The sequence below is a fragment of the Streptomyces sp. NPDC039430 genome, from assembly GCF_055639435.1.
In genome coordinates this window covers 196110-209749 of sequence record NZ_JBVKAK010000005.1, presented here as the reverse complement: position 1 = coordinate 209749, position 13640 = coordinate 196110, and the positions used below count along the sequence as shown (strand labels likewise).

General features: G+C 68.6%; 16 protein-coding genes. 11 read left to right on the top strand and 5 right to left on the bottom strand.

Features of this window, described 5'->3' with window-relative positions; genetic code table 11:
* Positions 1–232 precede the first annotated feature (232 nt).
* The 5 genes from ACZ7LS_RS15270 (at position 233) to ACZ7LS_RS15250 (ending at position 5600) form a co-directional block, all read left to right on the top strand.
* Positions 233–1498, top strand: a complete 1266-nt coding sequence (locus ACZ7LS_RS15270) for a DUF3631 domain-containing protein (protein ID WP_385131287.1) — start codon at positions 233–235, stop codon at positions 1496–1498.
* 266 nt (positions 1499–1764) lie between these two features.
* Positions 1765–2571: a DUF2637 domain-containing protein gene (locus ACZ7LS_RS15265; RefSeq protein ID WP_385131284.1), complete on the top strand. Its 807-nt coding sequence runs from the start codon at positions 1765–1767 to the stop codon at positions 2569–2571.
* A 525-nt stretch (positions 2572–3096) separates the two neighbouring features.
* Positions 3097–3420, top strand: a complete 324-nt coding sequence (locus ACZ7LS_RS15260; protein ID WP_385131281.1) for a plasmid mobilization relaxosome protein MobC — start codon at positions 3097–3099, stop codon at positions 3418–3420.
* Positions 3417–5060, top strand: a complete 1644-nt coding sequence (locus ACZ7LS_RS15255; RefSeq protein WP_385131278.1) for a relaxase/mobilization nuclease domain-containing protein — start codon at positions 3417–3419, stop codon at positions 5058–5060. Before ACZ7LS_RS15260 ends, ACZ7LS_RS15255 begins: the two co-directional genes overlap by 4 nt.
* Before the next feature lie 168 nt (positions 5061–5228).
* The gene (locus ACZ7LS_RS15250; RefSeq protein ID WP_385131275.1) at positions 5229–5600 is read left to right on the top strand and encodes a hypothetical protein; all 372 of its coding nucleotides are present in this window, start codon (positions 5229–5231) and stop codon (positions 5598–5600) included.
* A gap of 309 nt (positions 5601–5909) precedes the next feature.
* Here the strand turns inward: ACZ7LS_RS15250 and ACZ7LS_RS15245 are convergent, their stop codons facing one another.
* From ACZ7LS_RS15245 to ACZ7LS_RS15235, 3 genes are all read right to left on the bottom strand, one after another.
* The gene (locus ACZ7LS_RS15245; RefSeq protein WP_385131273.1) at positions 5910–6737 is read right to left on the bottom strand and encodes an SPDY domain-containing protein; all 828 of its coding nucleotides are present in this window, start codon (positions 6735–6737) and stop codon (positions 5910–5912) included.
* A gap of 658 nt (positions 6738–7395) precedes the next feature.
* Entirely contained in the window at positions 7396–7701 is a 306-nt protein-coding gene (locus ACZ7LS_RS15240) for a hypothetical protein (protein WP_385131270.1), read from the bottom strand.
* A gap of 74 nt (positions 7702–7775) precedes the next feature.
* Positions 7776–8363 (bottom strand): hypothetical protein, encoded by a 588-nt coding sequence (locus ACZ7LS_RS15235; RefSeq protein ID WP_385131267.1) that lies wholly within the window; start codon positions 8361–8363, stop codon positions 7776–7778.
* A gap of 576 nt (positions 8364–8939) precedes the next feature.
* Between ACZ7LS_RS15235 and cutA the strand changes: the two genes are divergently transcribed.
* Positions 8940–9089 carry a divalent cation tolerance protein CutA gene (gene cutA, locus ACZ7LS_RS15230; protein ID WP_385131264.1) on the top strand — a complete coding sequence of 50 codons (150 nt, stop codon included), beginning with the start codon at positions 8940–8942 and terminating at the stop codon, positions 9087–9089.
* Between the two features lie 55 nt (positions 9090–9144).
* Here the strand turns inward: cutA and ACZ7LS_RS15225 are convergent, their stop codons facing one another.
* Positions 9145–9630 carry a hypothetical protein gene (locus tag ACZ7LS_RS15225; protein ID WP_385131261.1) on the bottom strand — a complete coding sequence of 162 codons (486 nt, stop codon included), beginning with the start codon at positions 9628–9630 and terminating at the stop codon, positions 9145–9147.
* A gap of 70 nt (positions 9631–9700) precedes the next feature.
* On the opposite strand from ACZ7LS_RS15225, the gene ACZ7LS_RS15220 reads away from it, so the two are divergent.
* On the top strand, positions 9701–9997 hold the full coding sequence (locus ACZ7LS_RS15220) for a hypothetical protein (RefSeq protein ID WP_385131258.1): 297 nt from the start codon (positions 9701–9703) through the stop codon (positions 9995–9997).
* On the opposite strand, the gene ACZ7LS_RS15215 is transcribed toward ACZ7LS_RS15220, so the two are convergent.
* Positions 9987–10517, bottom strand: coding sequence for a flavoprotein (locus ACZ7LS_RS15215; RefSeq protein ID WP_385131255.1), 531 nt, complete (start codon positions 10515–10517; stop codon positions 9987–9989). The genes ACZ7LS_RS15220 and ACZ7LS_RS15215 overlap by 11 nt on opposite strands.
* Before the next feature lie 96 nt (positions 10518–10613).
* Here ACZ7LS_RS15215 and ACZ7LS_RS15210 point away from each other — a divergent pair, with 96 nt between their 5' ends.
* The 4 genes from ACZ7LS_RS15210 (at position 10614) to ACZ7LS_RS15195 (ending at position 13601) form a co-directional block, all read left to right on the top strand.
* Entirely contained in the window at positions 10614–11792 is a 1179-nt protein-coding gene (locus tag ACZ7LS_RS15210; RefSeq protein ID WP_385131253.1) for a helix-turn-helix domain-containing protein, read from the top strand.
* A 107-nt stretch (positions 11793–11899) separates the two neighbouring features.
* Positions 11900–12256: a DUF6415 family natural product biosynthesis protein gene (locus ACZ7LS_RS15205; protein WP_382694829.1), complete on the top strand. Its 357-nt coding sequence runs from the start codon at positions 11900–11902 to the stop codon at positions 12254–12256.
* A 536-nt stretch (positions 12257–12792) separates the two neighbouring features.
* Positions 12793–13176 carry an ATP-binding protein gene (locus ACZ7LS_RS15200; RefSeq protein ID WP_385131250.1) on the top strand — a complete coding sequence of 128 codons (384 nt, stop codon included), beginning with the start codon at positions 12793–12795 and terminating at the stop codon, positions 13174–13176.
* On the top strand, positions 13176–13601 hold the full coding sequence (locus ACZ7LS_RS15195) for a DUF6415 family natural product biosynthesis protein (protein WP_385131247.1): 426 nt from the start codon (positions 13176–13178) through the stop codon (positions 13599–13601). Before ACZ7LS_RS15200 ends, ACZ7LS_RS15195 begins: the two co-directional genes overlap by 1 nt.
* Positions 13602–13640: the final 39 nt, after the last annotated feature.

Genomic DNA, 13640 nt, shown 5'->3' with positions numbered 1-13640 from the left:
ATGCTGGACTTGTCCGGGGTGGTTGTGGCTGTCTTGGATTCGCCCGAGGCGGCGACCCAACCAGCCCTAGCCGCCTGCCTCTTGACCCGCCACAGCCCCGTCCATGAACGAAGCCCCCGGCAAGGCCGGGGGCTTCAACCGCAACCTCTCAACCGCCATCCCTAGCGATCAACCTGCGGAAACCGGGATTGCCGTCCCATATGGCCCGCAAGCAGAGGAGCTGATGCCCAGTATGACCGAACCCCAGCCGAAGACCCCGTCTCACCGTGACGCGACGCCACCGTGGCCTCCGGTCGCCGTACCCGGCCAGCCCGTCAACTCCACCGTGCCTCCCACGGACGAGGACCGCGACGACGAGCCTCCAGCGACGCCGCTGCCCGAAGGGGCACAGGTACTGGCCGATCTGCAGGCGCAGATCACGCGGTACGTGATCCTGCCTTCGGCGGAGGCTCTCACGGCGGTGACGTTGTGGGTGGCGGCGTCGCATCTGCAGCCGGCGTGGCAGCACGCGCCGCGTCTGGCGGTGGTCGCTCCGGAGAAGCGGTGCGGCAAGTCACGGCTGCTGGACGTGCTGACCGAGACGGTGCACAACTGCCTGATCACGGTCAACGCCAGCCCTGCCGCGATCTTCCGGTCGATCACCGACGACAATCCGCCCACGCTCCTGGTCGACGAGGCAGACACCCTCTTCGGCACCGCGAAGGCGGCGGAGCGCAACGAGGACCTCCGTGGTCTGCTGAACGCCGGGCATCAGCGAAACCGGCCCACGCTGCGGGTCTCGGGACCCGAGCACAAGCCGACCCCGTTCCCCACCTTCGCCATGGCAGCCCTTGCCGGAATCGACGACCTGCCGGACACGATCATGGACCGGTCGGTCGTCATCCGGATGCGCCGCCGCGCACCGGGAGAGAAGGTCGCGGCCTTCCGCACCCACCGCGACACCCCCGCGCTCCACGCCCTGCGCGACCGCCTCACTTCCTGGCTCCAGCCCCTCGGCACGCTGGCGGCGGACCGGGAACCGGTGATGCCGGTTGAGGACCGCGCGGCCGACACGTGGGAGCCGCTGGTGATCGTCGCCGACCTCGCCGGAGGTGACTGGCCCGCGCTGGTCCGCGTCGCCTGTCGGATCATGAGCGACTATGAGGCGGGGCAGGACGAGGAAGGCGGTCTGCGTACCCGCCTGCTGGTCGGTATCCGCCGGGCCTTCGGCGCCGAGTGCGACCCGGCGGTGTTGGCCACCAAGCGCCTGCTGGAGGCGCTGAACGCGGACAGGGAAGCGCCGTGGGCGGAGTACGGTGCCGGCGGTCTGACGCCGCGCGGCCTGCAACTGCTCCTGAAGCCCTACGGCATCAGCTCGGCCAACCGTCGCTTCCCCGACGGCACCCAGGCCAAAGGCTTCGCGCGCAACCAGTTCCTCGACGCCTGGGCCCGCTACTGCCCCGAACCGGCACCCCCGGCTCCGGTCACGGCGCAACGGCTGCCCGGGACCGCTCCCTGACCCGGAACGTCCCGTCGCACCCGTCCCCGCCCAGGTCAGCGCGGGGACGAGTGAAGGCCCCGCAACGAGTCGACTCGACATCACCACTCCACCCGTACCTGTCCTGACCAGGCACGCAACGAGTGGTACGAGTCCCGCCCCCATGGCGGCCGGGCCCCTCCCTCGGCTCACAACCGCCACCCCTAGCCCACCTGGAGTGTTCCCGCTTGCCTGACTCATCCGTTCACCCCCACCAGACCACCGGCGCGACGAACCATGGCCGGCGGGTGACGAAGCACGCTGCCGAGCGGTACGCCCTTGCCGCTGCGGGTGCCGTCATCGTGGCCCTGACCGTCGGGGCGTTCTGGCTGTCCTACGCGCACCTCGCGGAGGTGGCAGGGAAGCACGGGCTGGGCGGCTCGCCCACGCGTCAGTGGGCCTGGCCGGCGACCGTTGACGCGTTCATCGTCGCGGGCGAACTCCTCATGCTCCGCGCCGGCCTGCGCAGGGTCACCGACGGATGGGCCATCGCCCTGACCGCCACCGGATCGGTCGGCTCCATCGCCCTCAACGTCGCAGGCGTCAGCAGCACCGACAACACCAGCACCGTGCCGCTGCTCGACTACGTCGTCGCCGCAGTACCCCCGACCGCAGCCCTGCTCGCCTTCGGAGTCCTGATGCGGCAGATCCACCAAGGCGTCGACCAGCCAACAGCGCATCCGGGCACGATTCCCGAACAGCCCGCCGAGCCCCCGACGCTGGTGGAGAGCGAGTCGCGCTTGGGGCGTCCTGAACTCACCGAGATATCCAGCACTCCCGCCCGTAGTGGGCCGGAAGTGGTCGACACGGTTCCGGCACGGGGGGCGCCTTCGCCTCGGCGCACGGGGCGGCCTCCGAATGCCTCGCTTGACGAGCTGCTGGCCATCGCCCGCCCCGTGGTCGAACGGCTCGGTGGGATCGATCGCGACGAGATCACGGACGAGATCCGGAACGTTCAGGGGCGCAAAGCCTCCAACGAGCGCCTGCTGAAGGTCATCAAGGTGCTTGAGAAGGAGCGGGGCTCAGCGCGTCCCTCGGCCCAGCGGTCCAGGTGACCGCCTCACATCTCTCAATCACCGGAAGTCCGGAAGTAGATCCGGACTTCCGGTGACCGGACCCTCCCCGCCCCTTCCGCCCGCCACTCAGAGCCTCTGCTCCACCGACGCCCCCGGCTTCACAGCCCACCGGTTGACCCGCCAGCGCATGACACCCAGCCCGATCACTCACCGACCCCGGAGTTCCGCACCATGACTGACCAGCACCGCGAACAGCCCGCCCCTCAAGGGGAGATGACGACCGCACCGACCTCAACGCGAGCAAGGTATCCCGTTGGACCGTCCAAGGGCCGGTCCAACGGGGATCCCTCCGCCCCGGGGGTGGCGGAGGGGCCCGGGCACCAGGGGGCGCCCGAGCGGGACGATCCAACTGACGTCTCTACGTCTTCCGTTGTGTCGTTGCCGCGTGCTGCTGATCAAGCCGCGCTGCACCGTGTTGCCCGACGCCGCGAGCGCCAAGACGAGCAGCGTAAAGAGCGTGTCGACGTTCGTTACAGCGTCGGTGAGAAGACCGGCATCCTCGGCATGGCCACGTCGCTGAACATCGCCGCCGCCCATTACGTCGGCGCTGTCGTCATAGCCCATGTGAACGGTGACCTCGCCCTGCCCGGCCAGCGAACCTCGCTGGACGACTACATCGACGAACTCAACGCGCTGCGCGCCCAGGTCGCGCACATCGGCCGCAACGTCAACCAGATCGCGAAGAAACTCAACTCCGGCGGCCACCCACACCCTGGGGACAGCACCCTGCTCGCCCAGACCGAGCACACCCTGACCGCCGCAGGCGCGGCCGTGCGGGACATCGCGCAGGCCGCGAACCAGGCCGTGACAAGGAAGACGGCCCGTTGATCGCGAAGATCAGCAGCGGCAAGAGCACCGCCGGCCTGATCCGCTACCTCTTCGACACGGAGAAGGCGAAGGGCCACACCGACCCACACCTGGTGGGCTCCTTCGACGGCTTCGCCCCGGATCCCGGCCGCGCCGAGGACTCCGCCACCGCCAGGAAGCTCCTCGTCGCGGATCTCGACCTTCACGTCAAGCAGGCCGGACGGCTGGGCCGTGCCCCTGAGAAGCATGTGTGGCACTGCTCGGTCCGCGCCGCCGAGAGCGACCGCATCCTCACGGACGAGGAGTGGGCCAACGTCGCCCGCCGCGTCGTTCACGCCACCGGCATTGCCCCCGAGGGTGATCCGGACGGGTGCCGGTGGGTCGCCGTCCGGCACGCACCGGACCACATCCACATCGCCGCCACCACCGTCCGGGCGGACCTGCGGGGCGCCCGGCACTGGAACGACTACCTCACCGCCGACCGTGAACTCGCCGCCGTCGAGAAGCACTACGGCCTGCACCAGGTCGTACGCGGCGACCGCACCGCCGCCAAACGCCCCACCCGCGCCGAGCAGGAGAAAGCCAAGCGCGCCGGCCACAACACAACGGCCCGTGAGTTTCTGCGTGCGGCAGCACGCACGGCGGTGGCCGCCGCGACGAGCACGGAGGAGTTCCTCACCCTGCTGGAGCACACCGAGGGGGTGCTCGTCGACGTCAAGCGCTTCCCCTCCGGCGATGTCCGCGGCTACACGCTCGCCCTCGAAGGTGACATCAACAGCGGGGCGGAGCCGATCTGGTACTCCGGGTCGAAGCTCTCCCCTGACCTGTCGTGGCCCCGGGTCAGCGAACGGCTGACCGGCACAACTGCCACCGCGCGCCCGTGGCAGGACGCGATCACCGCCATCGAGGACATTCCCCGTGCGCTCGCGCACGACGGGGCGCCGGCCGCGCAGGCCCACATCACCGCGCTCGGCGAAACCCTCGACGTCCTGCCGCTGCTCGCTCCCGCCCCTTACCGGGAGGAACTCCGGCGGGCGGCAGCGGCCTTCGAACGCGCCTCCCGCTCCCGCGTCCAGGCCGGGAACCACCACGCCGCCCGCCTGCGAGCAGCCGTCAAGGCCATGCTCCGCACCCCACCACCAAGCAGCCCCGACGGCACGCTCCTGGCCCTGCTCCTCGACACGATCGTCCTCGCCACCGCCGCCACCCTCCGATGGCACGACCTGCACCACCACGACCAGCAGGTCACCGCCACCCGCGACGCCCTCACCCACCTCCACGTGGCCGCGGACCAGGCCGCCACCAGCGCCCTGGCCACCGTCAAAAGCGCAGCGCCCACCAGCCCGGCGGTCCGGCTCCGGTACGAACACACCGTCCGCATCGTGCTGCCCGAACACGCCGACACGATCCTCAACGCCCCCGACTGGGACGCGCTCGCCACAACCCTCGCCCGCGCCGCCACCCGTGGCCTCGACCCCGTCGAAACCCTCCGCGCCGTTGCCCAGCGCCCCCTCAACGACCCCCGCTACCCCGCACGCCTCCTCGCCTGGCGCATCCAACAAACCACCCACACCGCACAGACACCCCGCACCACACCGCCGGCACCACAGCCCACCCCAGGCCCGGCACCCCAGCCCGGCAGGCCCCGCACCCGCCACTGACCCCCGGACGCCAAGTCCACCGAGTCATGGAGGCATCTCATCCCCCGGGCACCACCCGAGTCATTTCGAACCGCTCACCAGCTCAGACCCCATCCGCACGACACCGCACAAGGAACCGCCCATGCCCCAGCCCACATCCGCCCCGACGTCGTCGCCCTCCTCGCCGACGTGGACTGGCACGGCCGCCGAGATGAACCCCCGTACCACCGCGACGGACGTCCCTTCACCCTCGCCGAGCAACGCCTGATCAGCACCATCACCCCCGAAGAAGGGGCCGCCGCACGCCAGCAGATACGGCGCGAGAACCAGTGGCTGGACGAAGTCGACGCGATGCGGGACGACTTCGTCGCCCTCGTCACGAAGTACCTCGACCAGCTCCCCAAGAACGCTGTGGTCGCCGACGCCATCAAGATCATGACCGACGAGGACTACGCCGAGTACGAACGCCTCGTCCCGATCGTCACCGCACAGGACACCCTCGAATACCGCGCCACCAACGGAAACTCAACCGAACACCTCACCCGCCACACGAAGGACTAACCGCACACGCCGACAGCCGCCGACTGCACGGCGGGCACTGACATAGCAGCCGATCAGGCCGCCAACCTTGCAGGCGATTGCCAGAGCCCCAACGGCCGCCGCGTGCCCGCCTGAACCACAACCGCGCACAGACACGCACCGCAGCCCCGCATGCCGAAACGGCATGCGGGGCTGCGCAGTTACCACTCCCCGGTGTGAACCCGGCCCACCATCGGCCGGTTCAGACCGAGGTAAACGGTCGGCGGGCTTGGCATCGGACCGGCGGAGAGCAGCCCCTGTCTCCCTGGGCGTGGACGACGACGTTGCCCGTCAGTCGGCCGGAGCGCGCAGGAGCCGGTCCTTGGTGCTCTCGGGCAGCACCCGGCGCAGGACCGGCGCCGACGAGGCAAGGGATGCTGCAAATGCCGCAACGAGATCCTGCGGCACACCGGCGGAGAACGAAGCCGCCCACAAGTACGGTGCGCCAAAGGTGGGTTCGGCCCACGCCTGCCACCCGGCCGGACCCGCCTCGTCGGCCGCCACGGTCAAGGCACGCGGGTCACCATCCTGGATAAGCGGCGGCACCTCACCGAGGCTCACGCACGTGATGAACATCGGGTCCACCGCCCCGGAACGGGGATGATCCACGTCGCGCAGCCAGCCGCGCGCGGTGAGCGCGTCGAGGACCAGCTCGGGACCGGCGGACGCGGCCGTGGGCTGCTCGCGGTTGCTCAGAGCGAGGAGGAAGTCGCCGAGCACCTCACCTGGGATGCCAGGGGTGAAGTAGGCGGACCACGCAGCGAGCGGGGTGCTGGCGTCCTCACGGGCGGAGACCTGCCAGGCGACCGGCAGCTCCCCGAGAAGGAACGGCTCGTCCGCCAGGACCCACTGGGCCCAACGCAGCGTGTCGGGGCTGACATGCAGGACGGTACTGCGCAGAACCTGCCGGTCCTCCGAAGCCTCATCCGGCTCGCGCCTGCCACGGACAACCGTGAGATTCGCCCAGCCCAGCCCGGTGAGGGCGTCGGCCACCATCTCGTAGAGACGTCCGTCGTCACCGGCCAGATACCGGGGAGCGGCCCAGAACGCCTGCGCTCCCGAGGGGACGGACGGGGTGGGCAGTTCAGGCGGGAACTCGGGATACAGAGGCGCCTCCAAGGCTGGGATTCGGAACGACATACCGCCGACCGGGGGCGGCATGGGGGGGGTGAGAATCAGGTCGTCCGCCCGGGATCCTCGCTGTAGGCGATTGCTCGACCTCTGAAGAGTTGTTGGTCTTAACCGCGTCCCCCCTCCCCCCGGGCTGTCGCGGAGTTCTACGGCGTTCGTGATGACGGCCATCACCAGGTCCGAGCGGGGTGTTGGCCTGGCTGATTCGCCCCAGGGACGTTCACGGGTCGTTCAGCAACTGATCTGGCCATGTGCCCAGTTCTGAACGTCGGTACGGTCTCCGTGTTCCGAAACGGAACGGCCCTTGACGGTGATCATCGCCGAATGCCCTTGGCCAGACTGTGTGCGGCGAATGATCACGGACAGCGCTCCGAGATTATTGGGCCTGGGTTTTCGCCTCGCTGACCTGAGCCTCCGGGCAAGGTCGTCTACGTTGACATGCCTCTGGGAATCATCGCCAGTCCTTGCGGGAGCTTTCCTGTCTGCCCCCGGCGAACTGTGTCCGCTGTCATTCAACCCAGTCGTTTGACAGCGAACGCAGACGTCTCGGCTGGCTGGTTGGGAACCTAATCGCGGGCGGTGAAAGTGCTGGTGGGCAGCCCTGCCCGAAGGCGCTCGCGGTCACAAACTCCATGCTCTGGTCGTCCTACAGGTGGTCGAGGGGTTCGGCTGCGTACGTGCCGTCGCCGAGCGGGGCATCGGTCAGCTCGAAGCGTTGGGGCAGGCTGCCGACCCGGCGGATGACGACGCTGCCGGGGGCCCGGGTGGTCTCGTAGTACAGAGGGGTGCCGTCGGCGCCGGTGGTGCCCAGCAGCCTGAAGCGACGCAGCACGCGGGGAGGTGTCGGGGTGGTCCGGCGACGCCGGTAGAGCCAGCCGGCTGCGGCGGCGAGACCGGTGACGACCAGACCGACTGCAGTCGGAATCAGGAACTTGTCGAAGAGCGCGGACACGGCGGCATCACTCCTGCGAGGCGGGTAGGGCCCACCACTGCGACGGGCCGCGCCGACTATGCGGCAGGCGGGGGTTAGCCGCGCAACCCCCGTTCATCTGGTTGCTCCGTCCGGGAAGTTGGGTGCGGTCGGCGATCGTCGTACAGCGCCCTCGGTGCGTCAGCGTCGGCCGCCCAGCCTGGATGCACGGCGAATGCGGACGGTGCCTCCTCGTCCCAAGGGGGCCGGGATGTGGTGGCGTCGTAGTGGGCGAGGGCGGCGCGGAAGACGGGCAGATCCTCACCGGACATCTCGTAGGCCGATGCCTGCCGCCATCCGTCCTGCGGGCCGCCGCCGTAGACCACGGTGACCGGCGCCTCGGTGCCTTCGGGCCACCAGCCGTGCTTGTAGCCGCGCTTGAGAGCGTAGGTCAGGGCCACGGTGGGGCCGCGCAGTCCGCCCGGGAATGCCTCGCGCAGCACGGCGGCCTCCAGATGGCCGTCGGACTCTACGACCAGGCGCACGAACAAGCGGGCGTCCTCATTGAGTGTGTTCAGGAAGACCATCGCCCTGTCGACGTCCCATGCGGTGTCGACGGAGACGGCCAGTTCTCGATGCTCGGCGAGCAGGTCGAGCAGTTTGCGCTCGAACTCCTCGCTCGCGCCTTCAATGGTGATCCGCACAAGAACCCTCCTTCAGCACTCTATGTGGTCTCTATCGATCGCTATAGATAGCGTTGCGGACTGGGGTCTGAGTTGTCGATAGCGATGACGTAGCGGTCTATAGATCGCCAGCTTTTTGCGGTCGGGGGCATGCCGGAATCAGTAGGGCTCGGTTCGATGGCAAAACGACTGGGTGCGATGTCAACGGACAGCTGCGCAACGTTGCGACATCTCAGCCATCACTGAGGGGCGGTTCGGACGGGGGGTTCCAAGGCTGGCCTGTCCGCGAAGCCGGAAACGCTGGGCATGATCCTGACTTCGATGCTCATTGATCAGGCATGCGTTCCATCCTTGACCCGGCGGGGATCACGCACGCGTTCAGGCGTGTCTTCGGGCGATATCGAGCGCCGCGTAGGCTCCTCGAGATGACTGACCTCGTCCAGGGGTCCACCGCCACCGAGACCCGTGAACAGGCCATCCAGCTCGCGCAGTCACTCGTGCGCGAGCGCCTGGCCCGGAGCGCAGATCATCGGCCCCGTCACATCCATGTTCTGGCACAACGGAGAGTTCGGCACCGGCGAAGAGTGGTAGCTCCTCATGAAGACCCGCTCCGACCGGTACCCAGCCCTCGAAGCACATCTGCCGACGCATCACCCCTGGGACAGTCCCGAGGTAAGTGCCGTCCCCATCGTGGCCGGCGCGGAATCGTGCCTCTGCTGGGTGGCCTCCAGCAACCAACCGGAATAGCCGCTCACCGGCTCGGCGCCCTTTGCCAGCCTCCGGGCCGGACAAGGGGCTTTCGTCACGCCCGGCGTGCCGCGCCGTCCGGCCACACGACGTCGACGGGCAGTCCCGCTGCGCGTGCCGCCTCGACGGTGTCAGCGGTGCCCCCGCCTTTGCCCGACGGCGGAGTTCCGTCCCAGACCGCGACGAGCCGGTCCGCGCGCGTCAGCAGTTCACTGTTCGCCGCCTCGTAGGCCGTCCGGTTCGCTTTCTGGTGAGGCATCGTCACCACGTCCACGGCTGCCTCAACGAGGTGGTCGAAGACCGCCGCATGCGCCGGTTTCACCTTCGTTTCCCGGTAGTCCCGGGAGGGGATCACGACGACAAGCCGGCCGCCGAGCGCGGTGACTTCCTCGGCGAACAGCGCGTCGGCCCCGGCGGCGATGCACGACACCCCGGTCAAGTCCTCGCGGTACGGCTCCAGAAGGTCACGTAGTGCGGACCGTACGAGCGGCACGCTCTCCTCGGTCAGGTCCATGTGTCCGGTCACGGCCAGCGTCGTCACGCCGTCCTCCTCAGCTCGACAGCAGGTCGCGGATACTATCCCGCGCCTCGCGAACTGACCGCGACGCCTGGTGGCCCACGGTGTACGGGTAGAGCTGCCCGAGTTGTGTACGGACCCGGCCGGACTGGGTGAGCCTTGCTGCGGCGACCGCGCGGCGGGTCTCCTCCGCGCCGCCGCCGACGTCACCGACGAGGAAACGGCATTCAGCGAGGCCAATCCGGTCGAGCGCGTGGGAGCGGCCTGCTTCCGAACCGCGCGAGGAGAGTGCCGTACGGATCTCATCAGCCGCCCGTTCCGCGTGCTGCCGGGGGTCCTGTCGTGCGAGGTCGAGCAGTCGGCCGCGGGTGACGGACGCGTCAGCCCGTGACTGCCTTCGCCGCGTCCAGCGCCGCAGCCCACGGATACTGCTTCTTCTCGCCAGGCTGGTTCGGCTCGAACCCTCCGGGGCCGTACAACACCCGTACCCCGGCGCCGCGGAGCGTCTCCAACGACCGGTGGAACGCCGGATGCTGCACATACGCCGCGTTGACGCACGGCATCGTCACCAGCGGAATGCCCTTCCCGATACCCTCGGCGACCACCCCGACGACGAAACTCGAAGTGATCCCCAGCGCCCACGAGTTGATCGTGTTGAAGGTGGCCGGCGCGACGAGGATCGCATCCGCTTTCGGCCAGACGTCCGGCTGGCCCGGCAGCTTGTACTCGGACCGGACCGGGCCGCCCGTCCGCTCCTCCAGCGCGGGCAACTGATCACCGAGCCAACGGGCCGCCGTCGGTGTCGACCCGAGACGCACGTCCCAACCACGCTCCTGCGCTTCAGTCACCACGTGTGCGATGTCGAACACCGGAGGCGCCGCGCTGCCGAACAGGTACAAAGTCCTCGTCATGCCGTCCAGTCGACCACATACGAAAGCCGGGAACCGGTCGGCTCAGGGGCCGGCGCGAGTACCGTTCCAAATGACGAGTCAGGAACGGAGACCCGTATGCCCAAGGATGAGCACACAGGCACCCGCATCGCCGACCAGAGGAAACTCGCCGAGCTGACACAACGCGGCCTCGCCGGGCGCATTCCCTACTCATACAGCCTGCTCCATCAGGTCGAAGCGGGACACAAGAACGCGAGCCCAGACCTCGTGTCGGCCGTCGCCAGGGCACTTCGTATCGACGTCACCGCCCTGACAGGACAGCCCTACGTGACGGAACTCCAGCAGGACCGGCTCGCCGAACTCATCCGCCCCATCCGCGAATCCCTCGATCTCTACGACCTCGGCGCCGACCCCGACCTCCGCCCCCGAAGCGTTCAGGAGTTGATCACTGCGGCGGACGACCTCTGCCGCCAGGTCCGTGCCACCCAGCTCAACAAGGCGGCCACCGCACTGCCTGCGGTTATCGCGGAGCTCACGACCGTCGCGCACCGAAACCCCACGACGGAACTGTGGCGTTCCCTCGCGTCGACCTACCGCACCGCCCACGACATCACGGTCAAGCTCGGCTACTTCGACCTGTCGGGCATCGCCCTCGCTCGAATGGACTGGGCAGCGCAGCGCGCCTCCGATCCCCTCCTCGCCGCCGTGCGCCAGTACATGAGGGCCTTGGTCTACTTCCGCGAGGGCGAGCACACCATCGGACTCCGGCTTATTGCCGCCGGCCAGAGTCTCATCGGCGACGCCGACGAGACCGTGGAGTCTCTTGCCGTTTCCGGGCAGCTTCATCTCGGAGCCACCGTGATCGCCGCACGGGCCCAGGACAAGACAACAGTCATGACGCACTTGGCGGAAGCGCGGCGCCTGGCCGGCCACACGGGCGAGGCGGGTCACGTTCACTGGCTCAGCTTCGGCCCGACGAATGTGCAACTGCACGAAGTGTCGGCTGATGTAGAACTGCGCCACTATGGCAAAGCGGTCACCGACGCGGCGGCGGTGACGATGCCGAACTCGTGGCCCCTGTCCCGCCGGGCTCACTTCTACGTCGACAAGGCACGCGCGGAGATGGAGATCGGGCGTACCGAGTCGGCGCTGGAAGACCTGGTGACGGCGCGGAAGTTGGCCCCGCAGCAGACCCGCTATCACCCTGGGGCGCGCGAGACCATCAAGGGTCTGGTGCACAAGCGCCGCACAACCCCGGACACGTTGGACAGCATGGCCGCGTGGATCGGTCTCTGACGAGTGTCACGCCCGCCCCGGCGGGTGTCACTGAAGAGTGACAGTTAGCCCCTTCCCCGCGCCCCACGCTGGTGACACCTCATCACCGACGAGCCGGGGAGCACGCCATGGACGAGACCACTTTTCCGGCGACGCAGAGTACGTTCCCGCTCGACATCTCCACGATGACCAACACGGCAGCCGCCCTGCTCGACGATGTCGCCGAGCCTCCCGTCGGCGAAGCACTGGTCCTGCTCGCTCTTCAACTTCGCGGGCACCTCAACCTGCTTATCCCGGAGTTGGAACAGCGATGCGATGTAGCCACGCCACGGGATGTGGCATGCGCTCAAGCAGGAATAGGCGAAGCGCGACGTCGGCTGGCGGCCGACCCCAGCTCGCTCGGCCCTCTACGCCACGCCACACTCCTCGCCCGCTCCGTCATAGCGCTGTGCCACCACTTTCAACGCCTGACAGCACCCGGATGAAGACCGTGAGGCGCCTTGGTGCAGCGAACGGCCGCTTCGGCAATCCAGTTTCCGGGCTGACGGTGTTCGTCGTGCTTGTGGCCGTGGTGACCACTCGCCGATCCCAGCGTTGTGCTCGGAAGCCGACAGTGGCGGGTGTACGTCGCCTGACGACGACCGCGCCGCCCCGGTAACCGTGCGGGGACTGCTCGGCAAGCTGATCGAGCACGCGATGAGTCCAGGCCCGGCGGACTGGCCAGCCAGTGCCGAGGCGTGGAAGGCGCTCAGCTGAGGCAGCGAGCAACGAACAGCTCAGTGCTCCCGCACTGCATGGCTCTAGGTGGAACCGCCGCAGCGCTGCCGCAGCCAACAGCGGCACGAGAAGAACGCGAAGTCCCGTCTCGGTCAGGGCTTGCTCTTCCACGATCTTGGAGGGAATCCCCGTGCTCATTACGCCACTGGCACACCGCGCTCCGGCCCTCTCCTCCGGTCGCTTACCGGCTCCTGCCGACAACACCAGTCAGGCGGTTGACGAGACGGTGACTTGGAGTGGGCCGATGAGAGCTGCGCACGCCGTGATGTCGTTCGATGCCGACCCACGGCACGTGGAGAACGCGCGCCGCGTGACGAAGGCCGTGCTCGGCAAGGCCGGCATCAGGGATCGCGACACGGTCGGGACGGTGCAGCTGCTGGTCAGCGAGATCGTGACCAACGCGATCGTCCACGGCAACGCCAACACCGTCTCGTTCCAGCTCACCTGCGACGCCGACGGCAGAGTACTGATCGAGGTGGACGACCACTCCTCCGGCAGTCCGGAGGTGCGGGAGGCAGGTCCGGACGACGAGGGCGGACGCGGCATGCAGCTCGTCACCTTCCTCGCCGACGACTGGGGCCGCAAGGGCACCTGCACCTGGTGCACACTCCCCACCGGAACCCGCTGATGCACTCACCCGCCATCGCCGCCATACACCGCTCCGAAGCACACCTCGCCCAGGAGTGGACACCGGTCCTGGACGCCGAGGGTCTGGCCCGCATCGCCAAGCTGCTGCGTGACGTGAAGCCGCTGGACGAGATCCTCGACGACATCGGTGACGTCCTTGCCGACCAGGACCCGCCCGAGGCCGAGTTCGAAGAGATCGCCGAGCGTCTGCAGGAGGGCCTGGCGAGACTCGTCACGATCGCCGGCGCAGCAAGGAACGACGACGCCCAGGTGGTCTGGCTCATCGAGCGGGCCCACACCCTGAACTTCGAGCAGTTGCCAGCCAACCACCGCCAGGCTCTGGGCTACCTGCGGCGGACGGCCGTAGTCGCCAACGACCTCCTGGAACGTCTCGCAGTGACCAAGACCGTCAGACACGTCGCGTGACCGCAGCCCCCATCGCCTGTCGTAGACGGCCTCCTGCTG

Bases quoted from the DNA above. Each gene is read 5' to 3' on its own strand.
- ACZ7LS_RS15200 (WP_385131250.1), top strand. From the start codon at position 12,793: ATGAGAGCTGCGCACGCCGTGATGTCGTTCGATGCCGACCCACGGCAC.
- cutA (WP_385131264.1), top strand. From the start codon at position 8,940: ATGAAGACCCGCTCCGACCGGTACCCAGCCCTCGAAGCACATCTGCCG.
- ACZ7LS_RS15260 (WP_385131281.1), top strand. From the start codon at position 3,097: ATGGCCACGTCGCTGAACATCGCCGCCGCCCATTACGTCGGCGCTGTC.
- ACZ7LS_RS15210 (WP_385131253.1), top strand. From the start codon at position 10,614: ATGCCCAAGGATGAGCACACAGGCACCCGCATCGCCGACCAGAGGAAA.
- ACZ7LS_RS15205 (WP_382694829.1), top strand. From the start codon at position 11,900: ATGGACGAGACCACTTTTCCGGCGACGCAGAGTACGTTCCCGCTCGAC.
- ACZ7LS_RS15215 (WP_385131255.1), bottom strand. From the start codon at position 10,517: ATGACGAGGACTTTGTACCTGTTCGGCAGCGCGGCGCCTCCGGTGTTC.
- ACZ7LS_RS15270 (WP_385131287.1), top strand. From the start codon at position 233: ATGACCGAACCCCAGCCGAAGACCCCGTCTCACCGTGACGCGACGCCA.
- ACZ7LS_RS15195 (WP_385131247.1), top strand. From the start codon at position 13,176: ATGCACTCACCCGCCATCGCCGCCATACACCGCTCCGAAGCACACCTC.